The organism is Azotobacter bryophylli (genome assembly GCF_042643485.1).
GTDB lineage: Bacteria > Pseudomonadota > Gammaproteobacteria > Pseudomonadales > Pseudomonadaceae > Azotobacter > Azotobacter bryophylli.
In genome coordinates this window covers 76,166-102,300 of the sequence record NZ_JBHRSJ010000010.1, presented here as the reverse complement: position 1 = coordinate 102,300, position 26,135 = coordinate 76,166, and the positions used below count along the sequence as shown (strand labels likewise).

Below are 26,135 nucleotides of genomic sequence, written 5' to 3'. Positions count from 1 at the left end.
GGCGATCCCTCATAGTACCATTGGCTCTATGTATATATTCTTATCTCATAAGAAGAGCCCCCCTCCCTGACAGACAGCGTCAACCCGGGGATTGCTCCGTCAGGTCGGTCGTCTCGTCCTCAGCCAGCCTAGGGGCGGGCTCCCGGCTCGCCTTGTAGGCCTCGAGCGCCCGGAGCCGCTCGCGCTTCAGCGCTTCGCCCAGGGCCGCGCCGGCAAGGCCCTGTTCCAGCAGCGGTTGCACCGCCACCGCCCGCGCCGCGGCGGCGGCGCCACGTAGGTAATCGGCCTGTGGATAATTCCGTCGCTCCTGGTCCTGGCGACCACGGGCGTCCATTTCGCAGGCCTGGATGAATTCTTCGAAGCGCTGCGGTCGGCGGTAGATGTCGAAGTGCTGGAGCAGGTCGAGCAGGGTCGAGGGACGCAGTTCCAGGGCGCGATGGGCGTGGCTGTGGTATTCGCCGACCAGCAGGGCTAGCTCCTGACACTCGCGCGGCGCCTTGCAGCGGGCGTTCACCGCGCGGATCAGCTTCAGGCCCCGGTGCTCGTGGGCGACGTGCTGCGGCCATTCGCCCGCCGGCGTCGTGCCCTTGCCCAGGTCGTGCAGCAGGCAGGCCCAGCGCACGCTCAGCGGCTGGTCGTGCCCGGCGCACTGGCGCAGCACGGCGAGGACGTGCTCGCCGGTGTCGATCTCCGGGTGATGGGCCGCCGGCTGCGGCACGCCGAACAGGGCGTCGACCTCCGGCAGCAGTTCGCGCAGGGCGCCGCAGTCGCGCAGTACCCGGATGAACACATCCGGGCGCGGTTCCATGAGGGCGCGGGAGATCTCCTTCCAGCTGCGTTCGGGGGTGAGCGCCTGCAGTTCGCCGGATTCGCTGAGCGCTCGCATCAGGGCCTGGGTTTCCGGGGCGATGCGAAAGCCCAGCGGTGCATAGCGGGCGGCGAAGCGGGCCACGCGCAGGACCCGCAGCGGGTCCTCGGCGAAGGCGGGGGAGACGTGGCGCAGCCACTTCTGCTCGAGATCGCGCTGGCCATGGTAGGGATCGATCAGCCGACCCTGCTCGTCCTCGGCCATGGCGTTGATGGTCAGGTCGCGGCGGATCAGGTCCTCTTCCAGCGTTACCTCTGGGCTGGCGTAGAAGGTAAAGCCGCCGTAGCCGCGCCCGCTTTTCCGTTCGGTGCGGGCGAGGGCGTATTCCTCGCCGGTTCTGGGGTGGAGAAAAACCGGGAAGTCCGCGCCGACCGGGCGGAACCCTTGGGCCTGCATCTCTTCGGCGCTGGAGCCGACCACCACCCAATCGACCTCGGTCACCGGTCGTCCCAACAGGCGATCGCGCACGGCACCGCCCACTTTGTAGATCTGCATAGATACCTCCGTGGGCGGGAGGATAAGGGAAAAGCGACGCGCTACCCGGAAAAAAGAAGCCCCGTGCGGTTTTTTGCCTCGCACGGGACTTCGGGTGGCGCCGGTCGGCCCTTCAGATCGGCGGAATCGCCAGATCCAGGCGCGGGTAGTTCTCCTCGTAGTCGCCGTCCCCTTTCGGCGGCACGTGGTAGGTGCCGACGATGCGGTCGCCCTGCAGCGATTCCAGGTGGATGTCGAATCCCCACAGCCGGTGCAGGTGCTTGAGCACCTCCTCGGTCGACTCGCCCAGCGGCTTGCGGTCGTGCTGCTGGTGGCGCAGGGTCAGGGAGCGGTCGCCGCGGCGGTCGACGCTCCAGATCTGCACGTTGGGCTCGCGGTTGCCCAGGTTGTACTGGGCGGCGAGCTGCTCGCGCACGAGGCGGTAGCCGGCGTCGTCGTGGATCGCCGCCACCAGCAGCTCGTCCTTCTGGTCGTCGTCGACGATGCTGAACAGCTTGAGGTCGCGGATCACCTTGGGCGAGAGGAACTGCAGGATGAAGCTCTCGTCCTTGAAGGTCTGCATGGCGAACTTCAGCGTGCTCAGCCAGTCGCTGCCGGCGATGTCGGGGAACCAGCGCTTGTCCTCCTCGGTCGGGTTCTCGCAGATCCGGCGGATGTCGCGGTACATGGCGAAACCCAGCGCATAGGGGTTGATGCCGCTGTAGTAGGGGCTGTCGAACGACGGCTGGTAGATCACGCTGGTGTGCGACTGGAGAAACTCCATCATGAAGCCGTCGGTGACCAGGCCCTCGTCGTAGAGGTCGTTGAGCAGGGTGTAGTGCCAGAAGGTGGCCCAGCCCTCGTTCATCACCTGGGTCTGCCGCTGCGGGTAGAAGTACTGGGCGATCTTGCGCACGATGCGCACGACTTCGCGCTGCCAGGGCTCCAGCAGCGGTGCGTGTTTCTCGATGAAGTAGAGGATGTTCTCCTGCGGCTCGGCGGGCCAGCGGCTCTGCTCCTTCTCGTTGTCCTTGCCCGGGGCCTTGGGAATGGTTCGCCAGAGGTCGTTGATCTGCCGCTGCAGGTGCTCCTCGCGGTCCTTCTGCCGGCGCTTCTCCTCCTCAGCGGAGATCGGGTAGGGCCGCTTGTAGCGGTCGACGCCGTAGTTCATCAGGGCGTGGCAGGAGTCGAGCAACTCCTCCACGGCGTCGATGCCGTGGCGTTCCTCGCATTGCATGATGTACTGCTTGGCGAACACCAGGTAGTCGATGATGGAGCTGGCGTCGGTCCAGCTGCGGAACAGGTAGTTGCCCTTGAAGAAGCTGTTGTGCCCGTAGCAGGCGTGCGCCACCACCAGTGCCTGCATGCACATGGTGTTCTCTTCCATCAGGTAGGCGATGCACGGATCGGAGTTGATCACGATCTCGTAGGCCAGCCCCATCTGGCCGCGCTTGTAGCCCTTCTCGGTGGACAGGAAGTGCTTGCCGTAGGACCAATGGTGATAGCCGATGGGCATGCCGACCGAGGCGTAGGCATCCATCATCTGCTCGGCGGTGATCACCTCGATCTGGTTCGGATAGGTATCCAGCGCATAGCGCTCGGCGATGCGGCTGATTTCCTTGTCGTAGGCCCGGATCAGCTCGAAGGTCCACTCCGAGCCGGTGGAAATCGGCTGGCCTTTTCTCTCTCTGGGGATCATGTCGCAATCCTCCGCTGGAAGAGTTCGCGGAACACCGGATAAATGTCGGCGGCGGACACTATCTGCTGTTGGGCGAAGGACTCGGGAAACGCCTCGCGCACGTTATCGTACTCGTACCAGAGGGCCTGGTGCTCGCGGGGCGTGATCTCGACGTAGCTGTAGTACTGGACGAAGGGCATGATCTGCTTCATCAGGATGTCCCGGCAGAGCGGCGAATCGTCGTTCCAGTTGTCCCCGTCCGACGCCTGGGCGCCGTAGATGTTCCATTCGTTGACCGGGTAGCGCTCGGCCATCACCTCCTGCATCAGCTTCAGAGCACTGGAGACGATGGTGCCGCCGGTTTCCCGGGAATAGAAGAACTCTTCCTCGTCCACCTCCTTCGCGCTGGTGTGGTGGCGGATGAACACCACGTCGATCCTGTCGTAGCTGCGCTTGAGGAACAGGTACAGGAGGATGAAGAAGCGCTTGGCGATGTCCTTGGTCGCCTGGGTCATGGAGCCGGACACGTCCATCAGGCAGAACATCACGGCCTTGGAGCTGGGGTTGGGCTGCTTGACCAGCAGGTTGTACTTGAGGTCGAAGGTGTCGAGGAAGGGAATGCGCTCGATGCGCGCGCGCAGACGGGCGATTTCCGCTTCCAGTTTCCGGATGTCGCCGAAATTGTCCGGCTCCTCCAGCTTCAGGCGCGCCAGTTCGGCCTTGGCCTGGCGCAGCTTGGTGCGGCTGCTGCCGGACAGGGCGATGCGCCGGGCGTGGGCCGAGCGCAGGGTGCGGATGATGTTGATCCGCGACGGGTTGCCCTCGCTGCTGATGCCGGCACGGACGGTCTTGAAGGTGTCTGCACCGGTGATATGGCGCTTGATCAGGTTGGGCAGCTCCAGATCCTCGAACATGAAGTCGAGGAACTCCTCCTGGGTGATCTGGAAGACGAAGTCGTCCATGCCCTCGCCGTTGTTGCTGGCCTTGCCGGAGCCGCTGCCGCCGCCCCCGCCGCCGGACGGACGGGGGATGCGCTCGCCGGCGGTGAATTCCTTGTTGCCCGGATGGACGATGGTCTGCTTGCCGCCGCGCCCATGGTGCAGGACGGGTTCGTCGATGTCGCGTCCGGGAATGCTGATCTGCTCGCCATGCTCCATATCGGTGATGGAACGCCGGCTGACGGCTTCTTCAACCGCCTTCTTGATGTGGTCACGGTAACGGCGCAGGAAGCGCTGACGGTTCACCGTGCTCTTGTTCTTGCCGTTCAGGCGTCGGTCGATAACGTAGCTCATATGGGCCCTCCGGGCGCTGCAGGCTTCGAGCTGAATGCCGCAGGCCGGAGCCGGCAGGCGGTGGCCTGCCGCGCTCGGCGTGCAGCCTGGGCCCGCGTTACTGCGATTTCCTTACGCGCAGGTACCACTCTGACAGCAAGCGGACCTGTTTCTCCGTGTAGCCGCGCTCGACCATGCGTTTGACGAAGTCGTTGTGCTTCTGCTGGTCTTCCTTGCTCGCCTTGGCGTTGAAGCTGATGACCGGCAGCAGGTCCTCGGTGTTGGAGAACATCTTCTTCTCGATCACCACCCGCAGCTTCTCGTAGCTGAGCCAGGTCGGGTTCTTGCCGTTGTTGTTGGCCCGGGCCCGCAGCACGAAGTTGACGATCTCGTTGCGGAAGTCCTTCGGGTTGCTGATGCCGGCCGGCTTCTCGATCTTCTCCAGCTCCTCGTTGAGGGCCATGCGGTTGAGGATCTCGCCGGTTTCCGGATCGCGGTATTCCTGGTCCTGGATCCAGAAGTCGGCGTACAGCACGTAGCGGTCGAAGATGTTCTGCCCGTACTCGCTGTAGGATTCGAGATAGGCGGTCTGGATCTCCTTGCCGATGAAGTCGATGTAGCGCGGCGCCAGGTATTCCTTGATGAAGCGCAGGTAGCGCTCGCGGGTTTCCGGCGGGAACTGCTCCTGCTCGATCTGCTGCTCCAGCACGTAGAGCAGATGCACCGGGTTGGCGGCGACCTCATGGGGATCGAAGTTGAACACCTTGGAGAGGATCTTGAAGGCGAAGCGGGTCGACAGGCCGTTCATGCCTTCGTCCACCCCGGCGGCGTCGCGGTATTCCTGGATCGACTTGGCCTTGGGATCGGTGTCCTTGAGGTTTTCGCCGTCGTAGACGCGCATCTTCGAGTAGATGTTCGAGTTTTCCGGCTCCTTCAAGCGCGAGAGCACGGAGAACTGGGCGAGCATCTTCAGGGTGTCCGGAGCGCAGTGGGCCTTGGCCAGCGAGCTGTTATCCAGCAGCTTGTCGTAGATCTTGATCTCGTCGGTGACGCGCAGGCAGTACGGCACCTTGACGATGTAGATGCGGTCGATGAAGGCCTCGTTGTTCTTGTTGTTGCGGAAGCTGTGCCACTCGGACTCGTTGGAGTGGGCGAGGATGATGCCGCTGTAGGGAATCGCGCCGAGGCCTTCGGTGCTGTTGTAGTTGCCTTCCTGGGTGGCGGTCAGCAGCGGGTGCAGCACCTTGATCGGCGCCTTGAACATCTCGACGAATTCCATGATGCCCTGGTTGGCGCGGCACAGGGCGCCGGAGTAGCTGTAGGCATCGGCGTCGTTCTGCGGGAATTCCTCCAGCTTGCGGATATCCACCTTGCCGACCAGGGCGGAGATGTCCTGGTTGTTCTCGTCGCCCGGCTCGGTCTTGGCCACGGCGATCTGGTTGAGGATCGAGGGGTAAAGCTTGACCACGCGGAACTGGCTGATGTCGCCGCCGAACTCGTTCAGTCGCTTGGTCGCCCAGGGCGACATGATAGTCGAGAGATAGCGCCGCGGGATGCCGAAGTCCTCTTCCAGGATGGCGCCGTCCTCGTTGGCGTTGAACAGGCCGAGGGGCGATTCGAACACCGGCGAGCCCTTGATGGCGTAGAAGGGGATTTTCTCCATCAGCTGCTTGAGCTTCTCCGCCAGCGACGACTTGCCGCCGCCGACCGGGCCGAGGAGGTAGAGGATCTGCTTCTTCTCTTCCAGCCCCTGGGCAGCGTGGCGGAAGTAGGAAACGATCTGCTCGATGCAGTCCTCCATGCCGTGGAAGTCGGCGAAGGCCGGGTAGCGACGGATCACCTTGTTGGAGAATATCCGCGACAGACGGGGATCCGTGGAGGTATCCAGCAGTTCCGGGTCGCCGATCGCCATCAGCATCCGTTCGGCAGCCGTGGCGTAGGCACTACGATCCTTCTTGCAGAGCTCAAGGTACTCCTGCAGGGAGTACTCCTCTTGACGCGTCGTTTCAAATCGGTTCTGGAAATGGCTGAAGATACTCATGACGTCACCTCGGTCGATGCTCGGATCCGGCTTTGATTGAGTCGTGCGGGTGTTGGCGGTTCGCTGAATAGTCAGCCGATGAAATCCCCCATGCCCGAAGTCAATTACCCCGTGGCTGCAAGCCCGTTAGGGCCTGCCAGTTTGGATGGCCTAAAGTCAAGAATAGTTCGGTTTCGACAGTAGCACGGTTGCTCGGGGGGATGGCAAGAGGCAGGAACGACGGGCTTTTCAGGCGAGGCGGCGGGCCGCTCGGGGAAGAGCGGCGCGGTGAAACTTCCGATCTTATAGCAGGTCCTTCATGGATTGTCCGATTCGATTTCTTCGGGAAAAGTCGCACGCCAGAGTTCGAATCCGCCGTCCAGGCTGTACACCTCGGAGAACCCCTGATGGGCCAGATAGGCCGCAGCGGCCTGGCTGGAGTTGCCGTGGTAGCAGGAAACGATCAGCGGCTTGTCGAAATCCGCCTGGGCGATGAAATCGGCCAGGGAGTGATTGTCCAGATGGCGTGACCCGGCGATGTGGCCTAGGGCGTAGCTCTGCGCGTCGCGGATGTCCACCACGACGGCGCCCTGCTCGCGCAGGGTCTGGGCTTGCTGGGGGGGAATGCGTTGGAATTCGCTCATGGGAACCTCGGGGTCAGGATGTCTGGTGGGGTCACCGGGAAAGGCATGGCCGGATAGGTGGCCGGCGTGCGGGAATGTCGCGTGGCCGCCAAGGCCTGATGTCACTCGGTGCGCGGCTCGTCATTGCAATCACAGTGCAGGTACTCGCCGGTTTCGAGGTTTAGCATCCGCAAGCGGTTCCCCCAGACGCAGCCGGTATCCAGGGCGAACACGTTGGGTTCGTCGCAGCGGCCTTCGAGGGCCGCCCAGTGACCGAAGATGATCTTCTGGCCGCGGGTCTTGCGCTTGGGGTGACTGAACCAGGGGGCGAAGCCGTCAGGTGCGCTGCCCACGCCTTCCTTGGATTTCAGGTCGAGAGTGCCATCGGCGGTGCAGAAGCGCATCCGCGTGAAGTAGTTGGTAATTACCCGCAGGCGCTTGATGCCACGCAGGTTGCCGTTCCAGCGGGCCGGCTCGTTGCCGTACATGCCGTCGAGATACTGCAGCAGGCGGTCGTCGTCGCGCAGCACTTCCTCGACTTCCGCGGCCAGGCTCAAGGCCTTCTTCAGGGACCATTGCGGCGGAATGCCGGCGTGCACCATGGCGATGTCGCGGTCGGCGTCGTAGTGCACGAGCTTCTGCTGGCGTAGCCAGTCGATCAGCACGTCGCGGTCCGGCGCCTCGATGATCTCGCGCAGGGTGTCGCTCTTCTTCAGCCGCTCGATGTCATAGGCCACGGCCAGCAGATGCAGGTCGTGGTTGCCGAGCACGGTGACTACGGAGTCGCGCAGGGAAAACAGGAAGCGTAGGGTTTCCAGCGACTGCGGGCCGCGATTAACCAGGTCGCCCACCAGCCACAGACGATCCTTGCTCGGATCGAAGGAGACCCTGTCCAACAGGCATTTCAGGGGAGTCAGGCAACCCTGCAGATCCCCGACGGCATAGATCGCCATCAGTGCAGTACCCCAGGAACCGCCAGGCGGAAGGGGGCGATCGGTGCGTCGAACGAATGGCCGTCCTCGGCCAGCATCTGGTAGCTGCCCTGCATGGTGCCGACCTGGGTCGAAAGCAGCGTGCCGCTGTCGTAGCTGTGGCTCTGGCCGGGCTCGATCAGCGGTTGCTTGCCGATCACGCCGGGCCCGCGGACTTCCTGGACATGGCCGTCGCCGTCGGTGATCAGCCAGTGACGCGACAGCAGCTGCGCCGGCAGCAGGCCGTTGTTCTGGATGGTCACGCTGTAGGCGAAAGCGTAGCGGTTCTTTTCCGGCTGCGACTGCTCCGGCAGATAGCGGGAAACGACACTGACATCGATCTGGTAGCGGGAATCTGACATGCGCGGGCCTTGATATCGGTTCGCTTGAGGAAGTTATGACTTCAGTCGGCGGCGATTTGCTCGGAAGTCTGCTTGTGCAACTGCTCGTGCAGGCGGTCGGCCAGCCGGACGAAGGCGGCCAGGTCCAACTGTTCGGGGCGCAGGCTGCCATCGACGCGGGCGGCTTCGATGGACTCGGCATCGAGCAGACCCTTGAGGGTGTTGCGCAGGGTCTTGCGCCGCTGGTTGAAGGCCTCGCGGACGATACGCTCGAGCAGTGCCGGGTCCTTGGCCGGATGCGGCAGGCTGGCGTGGGGCACCAGGCGGACGATCGCCGATTCGACCTTGGGCGGCGGGTTGAAGGCGCCCGGGCCGACGTTGAACAGGTGTTCGACCTGGCAGTGGTATTGCACCATGATCGACAGTCGCCCCCAGTCGCCGCCGCCAGGCTGGGCGGCCAGGCGCTCCACGACTTCCTTCTGCAGCATGAAGTGCATGTCGCGGATCAGCGCCGAGTATTCCAGCAGGTGGAAGATCAGCGGCGTCGAGATGTTGTAGGGCAGGTTGCCGACGATGCGCAGGCTGTGCGGCTCTTCGCTCAGTTGGGCGAAATCGAACTTCATGGCGTCGCCCTGGTGCAGGGTGAACTGCGGGTCGAGGCCGAACTTCAGCTTGAGCAGGGGGATCAGGTCGAGGTCCAGTTCGATCACGTCGAGCTTGGCGCCGCTGCCGATCAGTCCCTCGGTCAGCGCCCCTTGGCCCGGGCCGATTTCCACCAGGCGCTCGCCCGAGCGCGGGTGGATGGCGCGCAGGATGCGGTGGATCACTCCGGCATCGTGCAGGAAGTTCTGGCCGAAGCGCTTGCGGGCGCGGTGTTGGTAAGGCTCGGACATCGACGAAGGCTCCAGGCTTCGAGCCGCGGGCGACGGGCACCGGGCCGAAGCGAAATTGCAAAGGGGCGCAGTTTAGCAGTGAAAGGGCGCCAGGCCCCAATCATCGGCCGCGGGGCCGGCTCCGGTGGGGGAGAGCGAGGCGTTGGAGTTAGGCGACGGCCGTCTGCCCGCTGGCTTCAGCCATCTGATAGGCGGTTTCCAGCGCCACCTGCAGGCTGCCGATGTCGACGTTGCCGCTGCCGGCCAGGTCCAGGGCGGTGCCGTGGTCGACCGAGGTGCGGATGATCGGCAAGCCCAGGGTGACGTTGACCGCGGCGCCGAATCCCTTGTACTTGAGAACCGGCAGGCCCTGGTCGTGGTACATCGACAGGACGGCGTCGCAGTGCTCCAGGTGCTTGGGCGTGAACAGGGTGTCGGCCGGCAGCGGGCCGACCAGGTTCATCCCCTCGCTGCGCAGGCGCACCAGGGTCGGCTCGATCACCTCGATCTCCTCACGGCCGAGATGGCCGCCTTCCCCGGCGTGGGGGTTGAGTCCGCAGACCAGGATGCGCGGAGCGGCGAGGCCGAACTTGGCGACCAGATCGGCATGCAGGATGCGTGCGACCCGCTCCAGGCGCTCGGTGGTGATCGCCGCGGCGACGTCCTTGAGCGGCAGATGGGTCGTCACCAGCGCCACGCGCAGGCCGCGGGTGGCCAGCATCATCACCACCTGCTGGGTGGCGGTCAGCTCGGCGAGGAACTCGGTGTGCCCGGAAAAGGGAATGCCGGCTTCGTTGATCACGCCCTTGTGCACTGGGGCGGTGATCATCCCGGCGAAGTGCCCGTCGAGGCAGCTCTGGCCGGCGCGGGTCAGGGTTTCCAGCACGTAGGCGGCGTTCGCCGGATCGAGCGCCCCGGCCCGGACCGGCGCCCGCAGCGGGGTGTCCCAGACGTACAGGGCACCGGCCGGAGCGGGCATGGTCGGCCAGGCGGCCGGTGCCACGGGGCGAAGGTCGATGGCGAGGCCGAGCTCGCCGGCACGCTGCTCGAGCAGCGCACGGCTGGCGATGGCGATCAGGATGTGGGGCTGTGCCTGCCGGGCGAGCAGCAGGCACAGATCGGGACCGATGCCGGCCGGCTCGCCCGGCGTCAGAGCGAAGCGCCGGGGACTCACTGCTTGATTTCCACGTAAGCCTCGTCGCGGATCTGGCGCAGCCAGGCCTGCAGTTCCTCGTCGTACTTGCGGTTGCGCAGCATGTTGCGGGCCTGTTGCTCGCGCGACTGCTCGCTGCTGTCGGTGGCGCGGCGACCGAGGACCTCCAGGATGTGCCAGCCGAAGGGGCTGCGGAACGGCCGGGACAACTGGCCGCTGGGGGTGTTTTCCATCACTTCGCGGAATTCCGGGACCAGCGCGTTGGGGTCCACCCAGTTCAGATCGCCGCCGTTGAGCGCCGAGCCGGGATCTTCGGAGAAGCTCTTCGCCATTTCGCCGAAGTCCTCTCCTGCGCGAAGACGGTCGTAGATGCGCTCGATAAGCCGTTTGGTTTCCGCTTCGTTGCGGATCTCGCTGGGCTTGATCAGGATGTGGCGGACGTGCACTTCGTCGCGTATCTGGGCGCCGCTGCCGCCGCGCTTTTCGAGCACCTTGATGATCATGAATCCGCCCGGGGTCCGCACGGGTTCGCTGATCCCGCCGGTCGGCAGGCGGCCGAGCATCTCGGCGAAGGCGGGCGGCAGCTGGGCTGCTTTGCGCCAGCCGATCTCGCCGCCTTCCAGGGCGGTCTCGCCGGCCGAGCGACTCATCGCCAGCTCGGTGAAGTCGGCACCGGAACGCAGTTGCTGGTAGATCTGCCGGGTCTGGCGCTCGGCGGTCTGGATCTCCTCGGGAGAGGCGCCGTCGCTCAGGGGAATCACGATACTGGCCAGACGAAACTCTTCCGACAGCTGAAGCTTGCCCAGGTCCGAGGCGAGGAAGTTCCGGACTTCCTGATCGGATACTTGAATGCGCTCGGCCACCCGGCGCTGGCGCACCCGGCTGATGACCATCTCGCGGCGGATCTGGTCGCGGGCGTCCTCGTAGGACAGGCCGTCGCGGGCCAGGGCTGCGCGGAACTGGTCGGGGGTCAGGTTGTTGCGCTGGGCGATGGTGGCCATCGCCTGGTTGAGCTCCTCGTCGCCGATGCGGATGCCGGAGCGTTCGCCGAGCTGCAGCTGGATGTCCTCGAGGATCAGGCGCTCCAGTACCTGCCGCTGGATCTCCTGTTGCGGCGGCATCTGGGCGCCGCGCTTGGCGATGGTCTGCTCGACTTCGCGCAGGCGCCGGTCGAACTGGCTCTGCATGATCACGTCGTTGTCGACGATGGCCACGACCCGATCCAGCGGCTGCACCTGGGCGTGAACCGCACCGCCGAGAAGAAGGGCGCCCAGCAGCAGAGGGCGTAGACGATTAGTGAGCTTGCTCTTCACGCGCGGTGTACCCTTCGATGCCTTGCTGGAGGAAAGACTCCACCCGGTTGCCCATCACGTCGCCCAGGCCCTTGAGAACGATCTGGAAGAAGACGCCGTTGTTGGTCCGGTCGTTGAGGTTCGGGTTGAGGCCGTATTCGGTGTAGTTCATCCAGTAGCGGTTGATCACGCGCAGTTTCCAGCAGCAGCTGTCGTACTCGAAGCCGCCGAAGGCTTCGAGGGTGCGGTTGCGCGCGTAGTCGTACTGCCAGCGGGCGATGGCGTTCCACTGCGGCACGATCGGCCAGATGATCGACATGTCGTGCTGCTGGACCTTGTAGTAGTCCTTGATGCAGCTAGCGGGATTGGTTTTGCAATTGCCGTAGTCGCTGCTGTACTGCCACGTACCCGTGGTGGGGTCGTAGCGTACCGTGTCGTTGCGATAGCGATAGCCCAGGTTGAGGATCTTGTTCGGGTTGTCCGACGCCTGGTAGTGGAACATCGCGCTGCCGGAGCGGGTCGTCTTCAGTTCCGGATCCCAGTTGAGATCGGCGGTCAGGCGCCACTCGTGGTTGAAGCGGAACAGGTAGTCGAAGGCGATGGGCGATACCGTGGACATGGCGTCCTTGCGGTCTCGATAGTCCATGCCCGGCATCTGCACCTTGCGGTCGCGGAAGTAGACGATCTCGCCGAGGCTGATGCGCTGGCGCTCGAAGCCGTTGGCCTGGATCCAGCGGCTGGTCACGCCGAACGACATCTGGTTGGCGTCGCCGATGCGGTCCTTGCTGGAGAAGCGGTTGTCGCGCCACAGCGTGCCGTAGCTGAAGGGGTTCTCGCCGGTGTCGAAGACCGGGATGTCCTTCTGGTTGTTGTAAGGCACGTAGAGGTAGTACAGGCGCGGCTCCAGGGTCTGGCGGATGGGCTTGCCGAACCAGTTGGTGTCGCGGTCGAAATAGAGCCCGCCGTCGAGACTGGCGATCGGCAGGCCGCGATTCGGCGAGTTGTCGTAGTTCTGGTTATGCAGAGCCATGTATTCCTTGCCGGTGTTGTCCAGGCTCAGGGCGTACTGGGTGTAGGCGTACTTGAGCGACGGCTTGAGGTAGCCCCAGGTCCAGTTCAGCGGCAGGCTGGCGCTGGGCTCCAGGTGCGCCCGCTGGCCGTCGGCGCGATCCAGGCCCTTGATGTTGTTGTCGTACCAGGGCTGGGACTGGTCATACCGGTTGGTGAAGTCGCCGTTCTTCAGGCTGCGCTGGAAGTAGACGTACTCGGTGGCGTAGTTGAACTGCATGCCGCCGGGCTGGAACGGCAAGGCGCCATCCACCGTGAGCTGCGGCAGGCGGTCGTAGGGGGTGATGTCCGCCACCGCGGTACGCTGCAGGGCATGGACATTGAGGCGGGCGTTGAAGGTGTCGCCGCGCCAGGTCAGGGTGCCGCGCTGGTTGAGGTAGTTCGGCCGGTTGGTCCCCATGCTGTTGCCCAGGTCCTGGAAGTAGTAGGGGTCGCTGATGTCGGTGTAGTCGACCTCGGCCAACAGCCGCGAGCTCAGCCCGCCGATGTGCTGCCAGTTGTACATCCAGCGGGTCTTCTCGTAGCCCGTCTGGTTCTTGCGCTTGTCGTTCTGGTCCTCCAGCCAGGCGGCCCCCATCTGTCCCTCGCTGCTCTTGGTCAGATAGCGGCCTTCGCCCGCCAGCAACAAGCCGCGGCTGGTCATGATGGTCGGGTAGAGGGTCGCGTCGTAGTTCGGCGCCAGGTTGAAGTAGTAGGGGGCCTGCACCGTGAAGCCGCTGCTGTTGCCGCCGGAACGGAAAGTGGGCGTCAGGAAGCCTGACTGCCGCCGATCGTCGATGGGGAAGCGGATCCTCGGGGTGTAGAACACCGGTACGTCCTTCACCCGTATGGTCACGTTCTTGCCGGTGCCGAAGCCCTCATCAGGGTTCAGCACCACGTCCTTGCCCACCAGGGTCCAGGTGTTGCTGTTCGGCTCGCAACGGGTGTAGGTGCCGTCCTTGAGGCGGATGATGCCGCTTTCCTCGCGATGGGCGTTCAGTGCGCTGCCGCGCGTCTGGCCGCGGTGCATGACGAACTCGGCGTTGTCCATCGTCGCCTCGCCGGTGTCCAGCTGCACGGTGGCGCTATCGCCGACCACCAGCGAGCCGTTGTCACGTACCTTGACGTTGCCTTTCAGATCGGCCCGGTTGTCCTGCTGATGCAGGCTCGCTTCGTCGGCCTCCACCTGCATGCTGCCCTGGCGCACGACCACGTTGCCGGCGACGGTGACGATCTCCCGTTCCTGGTCGTAGCGGGTCACGTCCGATGCCACGTGGGTCGGCTCCTCGCCCTTGGGCGTCTTGTCGTCCATCCCCGGGCGGATCGGCTCGATGTAGGCGCCCGAGCAGTAAGGGGCGGTCTCGGCGAGCTGCGCCGGGGTGAGCCTGTCCCGCGGAACCCAGTCGAGGTGGCTGAAATCGGCGCTGCGCACAGCTAGGGCGCGTCCTTCGGTCTGGGTGACCAGAGCCGCCTCCGGCCCCTGCGTGGGGGTGCCTACCTCTCCCGGGCGCGGCAGTGCCTTGGCGACGGTCCTCGGGGTGCAGGCCCATCCGCCGCTGGACGAAGCGGCGCAGTCGTACTGCTCGGCAGCCAACAGCGGGGTGGAGCCCAGGATGAGCAGACTGCCAGTGACGAGAAGCGGAAACTTTCTGCGGAAGAGGGAAAAAGGAGGAGGAGTCAGTGCCATCAGTGTTATATCCGGGCTTCCTGTGCGCCAACAGCCGGAGCGGCAGAACGCCTGCGATGGGCTGGGGTAAGATCGCCCATAATAGATCAATGCATCAGGCAACGGCTAGGGCCGGAGGAGAGCGGGGGAATGTCCGTGGATGTTCGATTGGAAAAACTTCAGCACTGGCTGGATGGGTGTCTGCCGGAGCTGTTCGCGGCCCGGGGTTGGGGGGCTCCGGGCACGGCTCGTTTGACCCCGGCGAGCAGCGACGCCAGCTTCCGGCGCTACTTCCGCTGGCAGGACGGCGAGCGCAGCCTGATCGTGATGGACGCGCCGCCGCCTCAGGAGGACTGCCGGCCGTTCGTCAAGGTCGCCGGCCTTCTGGCCGGCGCCGGAGTGCTGGTGCCGGAGATCCTCGCCGGCGACCTCGAGCAGGGCTTCCTGCTGCTGAGCGATCTCGGTCGGCAGACCTATCTGGAGGTGATCGACGAGGCCAACGCCGACGCCCTGTTCGCGGATGCCCTCGAGGCCCTGCTGGCCTTCCAGCGCCTGCCGCTGGGTGCCGACCTGCCGAGCTACGACGACGCCCTGCTGCGCCGGGAGCTGCAGCTGTTCCCCGACTGGTACCTGCAGCGTCACCTCGGCGTCACCCTGGACGGTGCGCAACTGGAGGCCTGGCAAGGCGTCTGCGATCTCTTGGTGAATAGCGCCCTGGCGCAGCCGAAGGTGCTGGTGCATCGCGACTACATGCCGCGCAACCTGATGCTCAGCGAGCCGAACCCCGGCGTGCTGGACTTCCAGGATGCGGTCTACGGTCCTGTCACCTACGACGTCACCTGCCTGTTCAAGGATGCCTTCCTCAGTTGGCCGGAGGCGCGCGTGCGTGCCTGGTTGGAGCGCTACTGGACCCTGGCCCACGACGCCGGCGTCCCGGTCCATGGCGAGCTTGAGGACTTCCTGCGCGCCAGCGACCTGATGGGCGTGCAGCGCCACCTCAAGGTGATCGGCATCTTCGCGCGCATTCGCCATCGCGACGGCAAGCCCAAGTACCTCACCGACGTGCCGCGCTTCTTCGGCTACATCGAGGCGGTGGTGTCGCGCCGGCCGGAGCTGGCCGCGCTGGGCGAGTTGCTCGCTGGCCTGCCGCAAGCCGAGGAGCTGCCGGCATGAAGGCGATGATCCTCGCCGCCGGCAAGGGCGAGCGCCTGCGGCCCCTGACCCTGCACACGCCCAAGCCGCTGGTGCGCGCCGCCGGCGTGCCGCTGATCGAGTACCACGTGCGCGCCCTGGCCGCGGCCGGTTTCCGCGAGCTGGTCGTCAACCACGCCTGGCTCGGTGCGCAGATCGAGGATTACCTCGGCGACGGCGAACGCTTCGGCGTGAGCATCGCCTACTCGGCCGAAGGCGAGCCACTGGAGACCGGCGGCGGCATCTTCCGTGCGCTGCCGCTCTTGGGCGACGAGCCTTTCCTGGTGGTCAACGGCGACATCTGGACCGACTACCCCTTCGCCGGCCTGTGCCGGCCATTAGCGGGATTGGCCCATCTGGTGCTGGTGGACAACCCGGCGCACCACCCGGCGGGGGATTTCCGTCTTCTGGAGGATGGCCGGATCACGGATGCCGCGGACGGACTCGACAGCCTGACCTATAGCGGCATCGCCGTGCTCGCGCCGGCGCTGTTCGCCGGCTGCCGGCCGGGGGCCTTCAAGCTGGCACCGCTGCTGCGCCAGGCGATGGTCGACGGACGCGTGGGCGGCGAACGCTTCGCCGGACGCTGGGTGGACGTGGGTACCCATGAGCGCCTGGCCGAAGTCGAACGCCTGCTGCAAGGGGCGCGCTGAGGTGGTCTGGCCGCTCACCCTGCTGGGTGCACTCGTCGGTCTGCTGCTGGCCAGCATTCCCTGCGCGCTGCTCGGGGTGCTGCTCGGCCAGATGCTGGATCGCTGCCTCGAACTGGAATCCTGGGCCAGCCTGGGCGAACGCCTGGGGCTGCGCGAGGCGTATGGCGAGGCCGAGCTGCTGTTCCACCTGCTCGGCTGCCTGGCGCGCAGCGGGGGGGCGATGGCCGACGTGCACTGGCGCCAGGCCCGGGGCGAGATGGAGCGCCTCTGCCTGGATGCCGTCGCCCGGCGCCGCGCCGACGCCGCCTTCGCTCACGGCCGGCTGGAGCACGAGCGGCTGCGGCGTACGCTGCGCCGTCTCGGTGCACGGGGAGAGGCCCTGCTGCGCGCCTGCTGGCGCATGGCCTGGGTCGATGGCCGGGTGAGCGCCGGCGAGCGCGAGCTGATCCTGCTCTGGGGGCGCTGGCTGGGGCTGGACGTGGCCCGGGTCGAGGCGCTCGGTCGCGATTACGAGCCGGCCCCGGCGCAGCCCGACGATCCCGATTACCGCCGCGCCCTGGCGCTGCTCGGAGTCGGCGCCGACAGCGAACCGGCGGCCATTCGGCGCGCCTACCGTCGGCTGCTCAGCCGGCATCATCCGGACAAGCTGTGCGGCGCCGGCGCCAGTGCGGCGAAGATCGCAGAGGCCACCGCGCTGACCGGCGAGCTGCACGCGGCCTATGCGCTGGTCCGCCAGCGGCGCGGCTTCTAGGTTCCGTACGGAAAGCGCCCGCGCTCGGCTGACTTTGCATGCAGGCCTTGGTTCGCCGGCCGCACCGCCCTTGCCGCGCCGGCGTCGAAGCGGGAAACTTCCGCCTTTTCGCCGTCAGCCGTTCCGAGGTGCCCATGCAACCCTTCGCCATCGCCCCGTCGATCCTCTCCGCCGACTTCGCCCGGCTGGGCGAGGAAGTCGACCGTGTTCTCGCCGCCGGTGCGGACATCGTCCACTTCGACGTGATGGACAACCACTACGTGCCCAACCTGACCATCGGTCCGATGGTCTGCTCGGCGCTGCGCAAGTACGGCATCCAGGCGCCGATCGACGTGCACCTGATGGTCAAGCCGGTTGACCGCCTCATCGGCGACTTCCTCGAGGCCGGCGCCAGCTACATCACCTTCCACCCGGAGGCCTCGGAGCACATCGACCGCTCCCTGCAGCTGATCAAGGACGGCGGCGCCAAGGCCGGCCTGGTGTTCAACCCGGCGACCCCGCTGGACGTGCTGAAGTACGTGATGGACAAGGTCGACATGGTCCTCTTGATGAGCGTCAACCCCGGCTTCGGCGGGCAGAAGTTCATCCCCGGTACGCTGGACAAGCTGCGCGAGGCGCGCGCTCTGATCGACGCCAGCGGCCGCGACATCCGCCTGGAAATCGACGGCGGCGTGAACGTGAAGAACATCGGCGAGATCGCCGCCGCCGGCGCCGATACCTTCGTCGCCGGTTCGGCCATCTTCAACGCCCCGGATTACGCTGAGGTGATCGCCGCGATGCGCGCCGAACTGGCTCGGGTGCGCCCGTGACGCCGCTCGAGCGCCTGTTCGACGGCGCCCTGCCGGCGCTGGTGATGTTCGACCTGGACGGCACCCTGATGGACTCGGTGCCGGACCTGGCGGCTGCGGTGGACAGCATGCTGGCCCGGCTCGGCCGCGCGCCGGCCGGCGTCGAGCGGGTGCGCCTGTGGGTCGGCAACGGCTCGCGAGTGCTGGTGCGCCGCGCCCTGGCCGGCGGCCTCGAGCATGCCGGGGTGAGCGACGCCGAGACCGACGCGGCGCTGGCGCTGTTCATGCAGGCCTACGCCGACAGCCACGACCGCACCACCGTCTACCCCGGCGTGCGCGAATGCCTGGACTGGCTCGCCGCGCGCCAGATTCCCCTGGGCCTGATCACCAACAAGCCGTCGCAGTTCGTCGCTCCGCTGCTGGCCGAGAAGGGGCTGGACGGCTACTTCAGCTGGATCGTCGGCGGCGACACCCTGCCGCAGCAGAAGCCCGACCCGGCGGCGCTGTTCTGGGTGATGGAACGGGCTGGCGCCACACCGGAGCGTTCCCTGTTCGTCGGCGACTCGCGCAACGACGTGCTCGCCGCCCGCGCCGCCGGCGTGCCCTGCGTGGCGCTCTCCTACGGTTACAACCACGGCCGGCCGATCGCCGAGGAGCGCCCGGCCCTGGTGCTCGACGATCTCTCTCTGTTGGTTGCTTCGACTCCGGGGCTGCGCTAGTGTGGCTGCAGCTCCCCTCCGTTCCCGCCCCAAGAGAGCCGATCGTGGTGGTCACCCGCAAACTCTGGATGAAGGTCATCAAGGCCCTGGCCCGCTGGCGCTGGCGCGCCTGACGTCTTCGGCCGGCCTGCCGGCGCGTTTGCCCATCGACCGTTATCACCGCCCCCCACGAGGCTGATTCATGACCCGCGAAGAATTCCTGCGTTTGGCCGCCGAAGGCTACAACCGCATTCCGCTCGCCTGCGAAGTCCTGGCCGACTTCGACACCCCGCTGTCGATCTACCTGAAGCTCGCCGATGCGCCCAACTCCTACCTGCTCGAATCCGTCCAGGGCGGCGAGAAGTGGGGCCGCTACTCGATCATCGGCCTGCCGGCCCGTACCGTGCTGCGCGCCCAGGGGCAGCAGATCGCTATCAGCGTCGACGGGGTCGAGGTGGAGCGCTACGAGAGCGAAGACCCGCTGGCCTTCGTCGAGCAGTTCAAGACCCGCTACCGGGTGCCGGATCAGCCGGGGCTGCCGCGCTTCAACGGCGGCCTGGTCGGCTACTTCGGCTACGACAGCGTGCGCTACGTGGAGAAGCGCCTGGCCCGTTGCCCGAATCCCGACACCATCGGCACTCCCGACATCTTGCTGATGGTCTCGGACCAGGTGGTGGTGTTCGACAACCTGGCCGGCAAGATGCATCTGATCGTGCTCGCCGACCCGAGCCAGGCGGACGCCTACGAGCAGGCCCAGGCCCGCCTGCAGGCGCTGCGCCAGGCCCTGCGTCAGCCCATGGCGCCGCGCCAGGGCATCGATCTGGACGCTCCGAGCGGACCCGAGCCGGCCTTCCGCTCCAGCTTCGGCCGCGAGGACTTCGAGGCGGCGGTGTCGCGCATCCGGGAATACATCCTGGCCGGCGACTGCATGCAGGTGGTGATCTCCCAGCGCATGTCGATTCCCTTCCAGGCCGCGCCGATCGACCTGTACCGGGCGCTGCGCTGCTTCAACCCGACGCCCTACATGTACTTCTTCAATTTCGGCGACTTCCATGTGGTGGGCAGCTCGCCGGAGGTGCTGGTGCGGGTCGAGGACGGCCTGGTCACCGTGCGTCCCATCGCCGGTACCCGTCCGCGCGGCGCCAGCGAGGAGGCCGATCTGGCCCTGGAGCAGGACCTGCTGTCCGACGCCAAGGAACTGGCCGAGCACCTGATGCTGATCGACCTGGGCCGCAACGACGTCGGCCGGGTGGCCGACACCGGCTCGGTGCGGCTCACCGAGAAGATGGTGATAGAGCGCTACTCCAACGTGATGCACATCGTTTCCAACGTCACCGGCCAGCTCAAGCCGGAACTCTCCGCGATGGACGCCCTGCGCGCCATCCTGCCGGCCGGCACCCTGTCCGGCGCGCCGAAGATCCGCGCCATGGAGATCATCGACGAGCTGGAGCCGGTCAAGCGCGGCGTCTACGGCGGCGCCGTCGGCTACTGGGCGTGGAACGGCAACATGGACACCGCCATCGCCATCCGCACCGCGGTGATCAAGGACGGCGAGCTGCACGTGCAGGCCGGCGCCGGCATCGTCATGGACTCGGTGCCGGAGCTGGAGTGGGAGGAAACCCTGAACAAGCGCCGCGCCATGTTCCGCGCCGTGGCCCTGGCCGAGCAGGGCCGCTGAGTCCGCCCGGCGGCAGGCCCCCGGCGCGGGGGCTGCCGGCGCGCTACTTGCGCCAGGCCAGCTGGGCGTTGCGGGTGCCCAGCCAGTGGTCGAAGGCGACGTAGTGCACGCTGTCCTTGTGCACCCATAGCGTGTCCTGTCCCGACTGGTTCTGCTCCCGCAGGCAGTAGGGGTAGATGCTCAGATAGCCGCCGACGTCGAAGGCATCGGTCACGTAGTCCTTCACCGGCAGGATGGCGACCTTCTCCCGCAACCCCTCGAAGTAACCGAGTTCCCAGGGCAGCCAGCAGGATGGGCGGAACGCGCCGCCGGCGACGTAGAGCAGCGAACGGGCCGTTTGCAGCTGGGCGCGGCGCCGCTCCGCGCTCTCCGGGGTGACCGCGGCCGGCCCCGGCTCGGCTTCCTCGTCCCAGTCGATGTAGGGGGTGTAGCCCAGATCCTCGAGAACGCCCCGGATGCCCAGGAGCAGATCGGCGTCGCCGGTGCTGTGGCAGACGAAGATGTCGTACTGGGTTTTCGGGGCGCCGGCCAGGTCGCGGAGGATTTCCCGGCTGTCGCGGGGGAGGCAGGCCTTGCGCTGGACCTGGTCGGAGCGGAGCGCCCGGCGCGCGCGCTCGCGGACGTCCTGTTCGGTGAGGATAGGCATGGATCATCTTCCCTGATGCATGACCACCCGGAATGGGTGGCGGATAACCTTCCTTGCCATCCTGCAGGCCCGAATCATCTCGAATGCCGGGAAAACGCGAGAACCACCGAGAGCCGCCCGACGGCAAGCCCGTGCGGCCGGCGGTCTCGCCGGCGCTCCCGAGACCATACCCATTTGCCCCCGCCGGTGTCCACCGCGGCGGCCGGCCGTGCGCTCAGCGCTGGCGGCGGATGAGGAAGCCGTTGTCGACTGGCTCGAAGCCGAGCCGGGGGTAATAGTCCATCGCCTCAGGCGCCGCCAGCAGCAGCAGCGAGACTTCCCGGCCGATCGCCTGGCGTACCCGCTCGACCAGCGTGCGGCCGATGCCGCGGTGCTGGTAGGCGCGGTCCACCGCCAGGTCGGACAGGTAGCAGCAGTAGCTGAAGTCGGTCAGCGCCCGGCAGACGCCGACCAGCCGCTGGCCGTGCCAGGCCGAGAACACCAGATCGGCATTGGCGAACATCCGCTCGATCCGCGCCAGATCGTCGCTGGGACGGCGGATGCCGGAGGCGTCGAACACCCGGGCCACTTCGGCGGCGGGGAGGGGGGCATTGCGGCGATAGTCGATCACGCGGGCGTTCCTCGTGCGGGTGGTCGGTTGGCGTCAGTATCACACGCCCCGCTCCGGGCGTTTCGCTCGGTCGTCGCCTTCACCGGCCCAGCTCGGCGGAGATCCGCTCCGCGGTTTGCAGCAGGGCCGCCAGGTAACGGGCCTGGGACTCCGGGCTGTCCATCACCGCGTCCGGGCCGGAGAGGTTGATCGCGGCGACGATCTCGCCCAGGTGGTTGCGGACCCCGGCGGCGATGGCGGTGGAGTAGTCGGAGCGGTGCAGCACCCAGCCGCGCTCGCGGTCCCCGTCCACCAGCTGCTGCAGTTCGGGCAGGGTCTTGGGCGCTGGCGGCGGGTAGTCGTCCAGGCGCACGTGCTGGTACAGGACGTCCAGCTCCTCCGCCGTCAGGCCGCTGAGCAGGATGCGGCCCATGGCCGTGCAGTGGCAGGGGATGCGCGTGCCGATGGGAATGTTCACCGACAGGCGCTGGGCGGCGAAGGCGCGATACAGGTAGAGGCTGTCGGTCTGCTCGCGGATGGTCAGGTGGCAGGACAGCGAGGTGCGGTCGCGCAGGGCGTTGAGATGGGGCAGGGCGAGGTCCACGATGTCGCGGCTGGCCAGGTAGCTGAAGCCGTCCGAGACCACCTGGGGTCCCAGTTCGTAGGTGTTCTTCGCCAGTTTGCGCAGGTAGCCCATCTCGCTCAGGGTATGGACGATCCGGTAGATCGCCGAGACGCTGACCCCCAGGCGCTCGGCGATGTCGCTGGTGCCGAGGGTGCGCTGGCGGGCGTTGAACATCTGCAGGATGGAGAGGCCGCGCTGCAGGGCGGGAACCGTGTAGTCGGTTTCCCGACCGGTTTCGAGTTCTTCGTAGGCGCTCATGGTCGGGGTTCCGGGGCAGGGTTGGGTCGGGAGAGGGTTCCCACGCTCCCGCGTGGGAACCTTTACTCGGTGCCGGCGCGATGGCTCACAGCAGCACGTCGATTCCCGCCGGCTTGCCGCCGAACTCGGCCATGGCGTCCAGCATCGCGTCCCAGAAGTAGCTGACCGAGGCGCGGTCGCAGAGGATCTGGAAGCAGGGCAGTTCGCCCAGGCCGAGGTTGATGACGATGACGTTGATCCGCGCCGCCGAGGTCTGCGCCACCGAGCCTTGCGGGAAGGCCTCGGGACTCAGGTCGACGCCGCACAGCTTGGCCATCACGTCGCTGACGTGCTCGCCGGTGAGCAGCAGCCAGGCGTGGCTGTCCTGGCGCGGCAGCAGGTAGTTGGCCGCTTCGCCGAACTCCCAGTTGCGCTCTTCCTGGGCGACGCGCCGGCCGGCGTCGCGCAGACTGCCGAGCAGCAGGTACTCGGTCTGCGACAGGCGCGCGACGTGGCTGCCGTCGTCCTGGGTCAGCGCCCGGTTGGGCGCCTCCGGGAGCGCGTAGCCGCGCTCCTTCAGGTACTCGGCGGACTCGGCGCCACGAAAGCCGACCCGTGCCAGGTTGGTCAGGTCGATCAGCGCGCAGCGGGCGAGCTGCGCGCTCTCGTCGTGCTCGCCGTAGTGGGCGACGATCACGCTGTCGCCCAGCCGGCCGAGAGTGGCGCCGGCCTGTTTGCGGTACAGCGGGCTGCGTTCGATGAAATCCTGGGCTTGCAGAGTGGCCATGATCACAGCTCCTGGCGTTTGGTTTCGGGATCGTAGAAGGGCAGCTTGACCACCTTGGCGTAGACCACCATGCCGCCTTCGACGCGGATCGGGATCTGGTCGCCCGGGACGCTCTGCTCGGCGGCGCAGTAGGCCAGGCCGATGATCTGGCCGAGGGTCTCGCTGTACTCGCAGGAGGTCACGTTGCCGCTGATGTCCGGCCCGTTCAGCACCAGGTGGCCTTCCAGCGGCTTCATCGAGGTGGCCGGCAGGGTGAAGCCGACCAGCTTGCGCTTGAGCGGCTGGGCCTCGAGGATCTCCACCGAGCGCTTGCCGACGAAGAACGGCTTGCTGCGGGTGACGGCCCAGCCCATGTCGATCTCGGACGGGTGGGACATGCCGTCGGTGTCCTGGCTGATGATCACGTGGCCCTTCTCCAGACGCAGCAGGCGCTGGGTCTCGACGCCGAACGGACGCAGGTCGAACTCCTTGCCCGCTTCCATCAGCGCGTCCCACAGCGCCTCGCCGTAGCGCGCCGGGACGTGGATCTCGTAGCCCAGTTCGCCGACGAAGCCGACCCGCAGCAGGCGCGCCGGGATGCCGGCCACCGTGCCCAGGCGCACGCCCAGGTAGGGGAAGCCTTCGGCGGAGAGGTCGATGTCCTTGCAGACCTTCTCCAGCACCTTGCGCGAATCCGGACCGGCCACGTTGACCGCGGCCAGCGCGGCGGTGACGTTGGTGACGTCCACGTTCAGGCGCCACTGGGCGTTCCACTTGAGCATCTGCTGGTAGATGCGGTCCACGCCGCTGGTGGTGGCGGTGACGTAGAAGTGGTTGTCGGCGAAGCGCGCGCAGACGCCGTCGTCGATCACCACACCGTGCTCGTTGGTCATCAGCGCGTAGCGCGAGCGGCCCACCGGCTGCTTGGTGAAGGTGAAGGTGTACAGGCGGTTGAGGAACTCGGCGGCGTCCGGGCCGCGCACGTCCAGACCGCCCAGGGTGGAGACGTCGATGATGCCGACCTTCTGGCGCACGTGGCGGGCCTCGGCCTGCATGCAGGCGTCGCGGTTCTCCGGCCGGCCGTAGTAGGCCGGACGCTGCCAGACGCCGGCGGGCATCATCTTCGCGCCCAGCTCCAGGTGGCGCTGGTGCATGGCGGTCTGCCGGTACGGATCGAAGCCGCGGCCGGCCACGTGGGCCAGTTTCTCCGCGACGAACGGCGGACGCGCGGTGGTCACGCCGGTCTCGCTGACGCTGCGCTTGGTGGCCTGGGCCACCAGGCGTGCGGTCGGCAGCGCCGAATGACGGCCCTGGGACGGCCCCATGCCGACGGTGGAGAAGCGCTTGACCAGCTGCACGTCGCGGTAGCCGTGGCGGGTGGCGTTGACGATGTCGCGCACCTGCAGGTCCTCGTCGAAGTCGACGAAGTCCTTGCCGTCCGGGTGCGGGAAGATCGGCCAGTCGAAGTTGACCCGCGGCTCGAAGGTGTAGTGGGCCGGCGCCGGGGCGGCCTGCAGGCCGAGAGTGGCGCAGGCGGCGCCGGCGACCTGGGCGGCTTCCAGCAGGACGTTGTCCAGGGCGTTGCGGCCGTTGACCGAACCGGCGACGGTGAGGTTCTTCGGCAGACCGCTCAGGCTGAAGGCGGCCTGGGCGTCGTCGTAGGCCAGCTTGCCGCCGGCCTGGCAGAGCAGCTGGTACACCGGCATGTAACCGGCGGACATGCACAGCAGGTCGCAGTCGATGCGCTGGCCGCTGCCGGTCACCTGGCCCTTGCCGGTGATGTGGCGCACGTCGACCCCGGTGATGTGGCGCATGCCCTTGCCGTGCAGCGCCTCGTACACGGTGCTGCCGGTCTGCATCGGGATGCCGCGCTGCTGCAGGGCCGTGGCCAGACGCTGGTCGGCCGGCGCGTTGCGCATGTCCACCACCGCGGCTACGGTCACGCCCGCGTCAGCCAGGTCGAGGGCGGCCAGGTAGCCGTCGTCGTTGCCGGTCAGGACCACCGCCCGGCTGCCCGGCTTGACCGCGTAGAGCTTCATCAGGCGCTGGGCGGCGCTGGTCAGCATGACGCCCGGCAGGTCGTTGTTGCGGAACACCACCGGCTGGTCGAAGGCGCCGGCGGCGTTGATGCACTGCTTGGCGCGCACCTTGTAGAGACGGTTGGCGTGGATCACCGGCAGGTAGTTGTCGGCGAACCAGGCGTTGCAGGTGGCGTCCTTGAGGATGCGGATGTTCGGATGGCTTTCCACCGCGTCCACCAGCTCGCGGCGCAGGGCGTCGGCGCGCTTGCCCTCGATGTCGAAGCGCGCCCAGGCCAGGGCGCCGCCGAGGTAGGACTGCTGCTCGATCAGCAGGACCTTGGCCCCGGCCTTGGCGGCGGTGAGGGCGGCGGTCAGGCCGGCGGGGCCGGCGCCGATCACGGCGACGTCGGTGAACAGGAAGGCCTTGTCGTGGTACTCGGGCTGGAACTTCAGGTCCAGCACGCCGAGACCGGCCTTCTTGCGGATGATCGGCTCCCAGACCTTCCAGATGCCCTTGGGCTTGTAGAAGGAGCGGTAGTAGAAGCCGACCGGCATGAACTTGGAGAACTTGCCGAGGAAGGCGTCGCGGTCGCCGTCCAGGGAGCCGGAATAGTTCTGGCCGGTGACCGACAGACCGGCGCTCAGCGGCTGCAGGTCGGCCAGCACGTTGGGCTCGCTGGGCAGCTGCACCAGGGTGTTGGCGTCCTGCCCGGCCATGGTCAGCGGGCCGCGCGGGCGGTGGTACTTGAACGAGCGCGAGAGCAGCCAGCGGCCGTTGGCGACCAGAGCGCTGGCGATGCTGTCGCCGGCGTAGCCCTGGTAGGCGGTGCCGTCGAAATCGAAGGTGATCGGCCGGTTGCGGTCGATGAGCAGGCCCATGGGAGCGGGCAGGCGGCTGAAAGCGGTCATGCGACGACCTCCTTGGACGAAGCCTTCGCCGCGAAGTCGACGCGGCTGGTGAAGATCTCCTTCGGATCGAAGGTGCGGATGATCTCGTCGGTCACGGTGTGGCGCTCGGCGAGGAACCAGTAGCTGCTGGCGTTGTGCATCCACCACTCGGTGACCACGCCGGCGCGGTTCTCGCAGTTGAACACGTAGTCGGCCCATTCGGCGTCGCTGCAGGTGGCCGGATCGGGCATCTGCTTGAGTTCGCCGCCGTAGGTGAATTCGTTGATGTTGCGGGGTCCGTTCAGGGGGCAGGGCATGATTTTCATCG

General features: G+C 66.7%; 23 protein-coding genes. 6 read left to right on the top strand and 17 right to left on the bottom strand.

All coding sequences use genetic code 11. The features are described from left to right. Positions 1 to 79: 79 nt before the first annotated feature. The 11 genes from ACFOJE_RS05740 to ACFOJE_RS05690 form a co-directional block, all read right to left on the bottom strand. Positions 80 to 1,363, bottom strand: a complete 1,284-nt coding sequence (locus tag ACFOJE_RS05740; RefSeq protein ID WP_377813333.1) for a multifunctional CCA addition/repair protein — start codon at positions 1,361 to 1,363, stop codon at positions 80 to 82. 112 nt (positions 1,364 to 1,475) lie between these two features. After that, a complete protein-coding gene (locus ACFOJE_RS05735) occupies positions 1,476 to 3,041 on the bottom strand; it encodes a SpoVR family protein (protein ID WP_377813332.1) in 1,566 nt (521 codons plus the stop codon). Beyond that, entirely contained in the window at positions 3,038 to 4,312 is a 1,275-nt protein-coding gene (locus tag ACFOJE_RS05730; RefSeq protein ID WP_377813331.1) for a YeaH/YhbH family protein, read from the bottom strand. Before ACFOJE_RS05730 ends, ACFOJE_RS05735 begins: the two co-directional genes overlap by 4 nt. 97 nt (positions 4,313 to 4,409) lie before the next feature. Next, entirely contained in the window at positions 4,410 to 6,332 is a 1,923-nt protein-coding gene (locus tag ACFOJE_RS05725) for a PrkA family serine protein kinase (RefSeq protein ID WP_377813330.1), read from the bottom strand. A 296-nt stretch (positions 6,333 to 6,628) separates the two neighbouring features. Further along, positions 6,629 to 6,955: a thiosulfate sulfurtransferase GlpE gene (glpE, locus tag ACFOJE_RS05720; protein WP_377813329.1), complete on the bottom strand. Its 327-nt coding sequence runs from the start codon at positions 6,953 to 6,955 to the stop codon at positions 6,629 to 6,631. Between the two features lie 101 nt (positions 6,956 to 7,056). Further along, positions 7,057 to 7,887 carry a symmetrical bis(5'-nucleosyl)-tetraphosphatase gene (locus ACFOJE_RS05715; protein ID WP_377813328.1) on the bottom strand — a complete coding sequence of 277 codons (831 nt, stop codon included), beginning with the start codon at positions 7,885 to 7,887 and terminating at the stop codon, positions 7,057 to 7,059. Next, complete coding sequence (gene apaG, locus ACFOJE_RS05710) at positions 7,887 to 8,267, bottom strand: Co2+/Mg2+ efflux protein ApaG (RefSeq protein WP_377813327.1); 381 nt, start codon at positions 8,265 to 8,267, stop codon at positions 7,887 to 7,889. The genes ACFOJE_RS05715 and apaG overlap by 1 nt, the downstream gene beginning before the upstream one ends. A 41-nt stretch (positions 8,268 to 8,308) precedes the next feature. Continuing rightward, positions 8,309 to 9,139 (bottom strand): 16S rRNA (adenine(1518)-N(6)/adenine(1519)-N(6))-dimethyltransferase RsmA, encoded by an 831-nt coding sequence (gene rsmA, locus ACFOJE_RS05705; protein ID WP_377813326.1) that lies wholly within the window; start codon positions 9,137 to 9,139, stop codon positions 8,309 to 8,311. Between the two features lie 148 nt (positions 9,140 to 9,287). Continuing rightward, complete coding sequence (pdxA, locus tag ACFOJE_RS05700) at positions 9,288 to 10,292, bottom strand: 4-hydroxythreonine-4-phosphate dehydrogenase PdxA (RefSeq protein ID WP_377813325.1); 1,005 nt, start codon at positions 10,290 to 10,292, stop codon at positions 9,288 to 9,290. After that, positions 10,289 to 11,584 carry a peptidylprolyl isomerase gene (locus ACFOJE_RS05695; protein WP_377813324.1) on the bottom strand — a complete coding sequence of 432 codons (1,296 nt, stop codon included), beginning with the start codon at positions 11,582 to 11,584 and terminating at the stop codon, positions 10,289 to 10,291. The genes pdxA and ACFOJE_RS05695 overlap by 4 nt, the downstream gene beginning before the upstream one ends. Then, complete coding sequence (locus ACFOJE_RS05690) at positions 11,565 to 14,297, bottom strand: LPS-assembly protein LptD (RefSeq protein ID WP_377813323.1); 2,733 nt, start codon at positions 14,295 to 14,297, stop codon at positions 11,565 to 11,567. The genes ACFOJE_RS05695 and ACFOJE_RS05690 overlap by 20 nt, the downstream gene beginning before the upstream one ends. A gap of 129 nt (positions 14,298 to 14,426) precedes the next feature. On the opposite strand from ACFOJE_RS05690, the gene ACFOJE_RS05685 reads away from it, so the two are divergent. From ACFOJE_RS05685 to trpE, 6 genes are all read left to right on the top strand, one after another. Continuing rightward, a complete protein-coding gene (locus ACFOJE_RS05685) occupies positions 14,427 to 15,449 on the top strand; it encodes an aminoglycoside phosphotransferase family protein (RefSeq protein ID WP_377813322.1) in 1,023 nt (340 codons plus the stop codon). Beyond that, a complete protein-coding gene (gene murU / locus ACFOJE_RS05680; RefSeq protein ID WP_377813321.1) occupies positions 15,446 to 16,120 on the top strand; it encodes an N-acetylmuramate alpha-1-phosphate uridylyltransferase MurU in 675 nt (224 codons plus the stop codon). The genes ACFOJE_RS05685 and murU overlap by 4 nt, the downstream gene beginning before the upstream one ends. A 1-nt stretch (position 16,121) precedes the next feature. After that, on the top strand, positions 16,122 to 16,871 hold the full coding sequence (locus tag ACFOJE_RS05675; protein WP_377813351.1) for a molecular chaperone DjlA: 750 nt from the start codon (positions 16,122 to 16,124) through the stop codon (positions 16,869 to 16,871). A 134-nt stretch (positions 16,872 to 17,005) separates the two neighbouring features. Next, entirely contained in the window at positions 17,006 to 17,680 is a 675-nt protein-coding gene (gene rpe, locus ACFOJE_RS05670; protein ID WP_377813320.1) for a ribulose-phosphate 3-epimerase, read from the top strand. Further along, the gene (locus tag ACFOJE_RS05665) at positions 17,677 to 18,378 is read left to right on the top strand and encodes a phosphoglycolate phosphatase (protein WP_377813319.1); all 702 of its coding nucleotides are present in this window, start codon (positions 17,677 to 17,679) and stop codon (positions 18,376 to 18,378) included. Before rpe ends, ACFOJE_RS05665 begins: the two co-directional genes overlap by 4 nt. 181 nt (positions 18,379 to 18,559) lie before the next feature. Next, a complete protein-coding gene (trpE, locus tag ACFOJE_RS05660) occupies positions 18,560 to 20,035 on the top strand; it encodes an anthranilate synthase component I (RefSeq protein ID WP_377813318.1) in 1,476 nt (491 codons plus the stop codon). Between the two features lie 43 nt (positions 20,036 to 20,078). Here the strand turns inward: trpE and ACFOJE_RS05655 are convergent, their stop codons facing one another. The 6 genes from ACFOJE_RS05655 to ACFOJE_RS05630 all read right to left on the bottom strand — a co-directional run bounded on the left by ACFOJE_RS05655 (position 20,079) and on the right by ACFOJE_RS05630 (position 26,133). Further along, on the bottom strand, positions 20,079 to 20,681 hold the full coding sequence (locus ACFOJE_RS05655) for a hypothetical protein (RefSeq protein ID WP_377813317.1): 603 nt from the start codon (positions 20,679 to 20,681) through the stop codon (positions 20,079 to 20,081). Positions 20,682 to 20,895: 214 nt separating this feature from the next. After that, positions 20,896 to 21,291, bottom strand: a complete 396-nt coding sequence (locus ACFOJE_RS05650) for a GNAT family N-acetyltransferase (protein ID WP_377813316.1) — start codon at positions 21,289 to 21,291, stop codon at positions 20,896 to 20,898. A 79-nt stretch (positions 21,292 to 21,370) separates the two neighbouring features. Beyond that, a complete protein-coding gene (locus tag ACFOJE_RS05645; protein ID WP_377813315.1) occupies positions 21,371 to 22,153 on the bottom strand; it encodes an IclR family transcriptional regulator in 783 nt (260 codons plus the stop codon). Between the two features lie 85 nt (positions 22,154 to 22,238). Then, positions 22,239 to 22,919 (bottom strand): sarcosine oxidase subunit gamma, encoded by a 681-nt coding sequence (locus ACFOJE_RS05640; RefSeq protein ID WP_377813314.1) that lies wholly within the window; start codon positions 22,917 to 22,919, stop codon positions 22,239 to 22,241. Between the two features lie 2 nt (positions 22,920 to 22,921). Continuing rightward, entirely contained in the window at positions 22,922 to 25,828 is a 2,907-nt protein-coding gene (locus tag ACFOJE_RS05635; protein WP_377813313.1) for a 2Fe-2S iron-sulfur cluster-binding protein, read from the bottom strand. Beyond that, the gene (locus tag ACFOJE_RS05630) at positions 25,825 to 26,133 is read right to left on the bottom strand and encodes a sarcosine oxidase subunit delta (protein WP_377813312.1); all 309 of its coding nucleotides are present in this window, start codon (positions 26,131 to 26,133) and stop codon (positions 25,825 to 25,827) included. The genes ACFOJE_RS05635 and ACFOJE_RS05630 overlap by 4 nt, the downstream gene beginning before the upstream one ends. Positions 26,134 to 26,135: the final 2 nt, after the last annotated feature.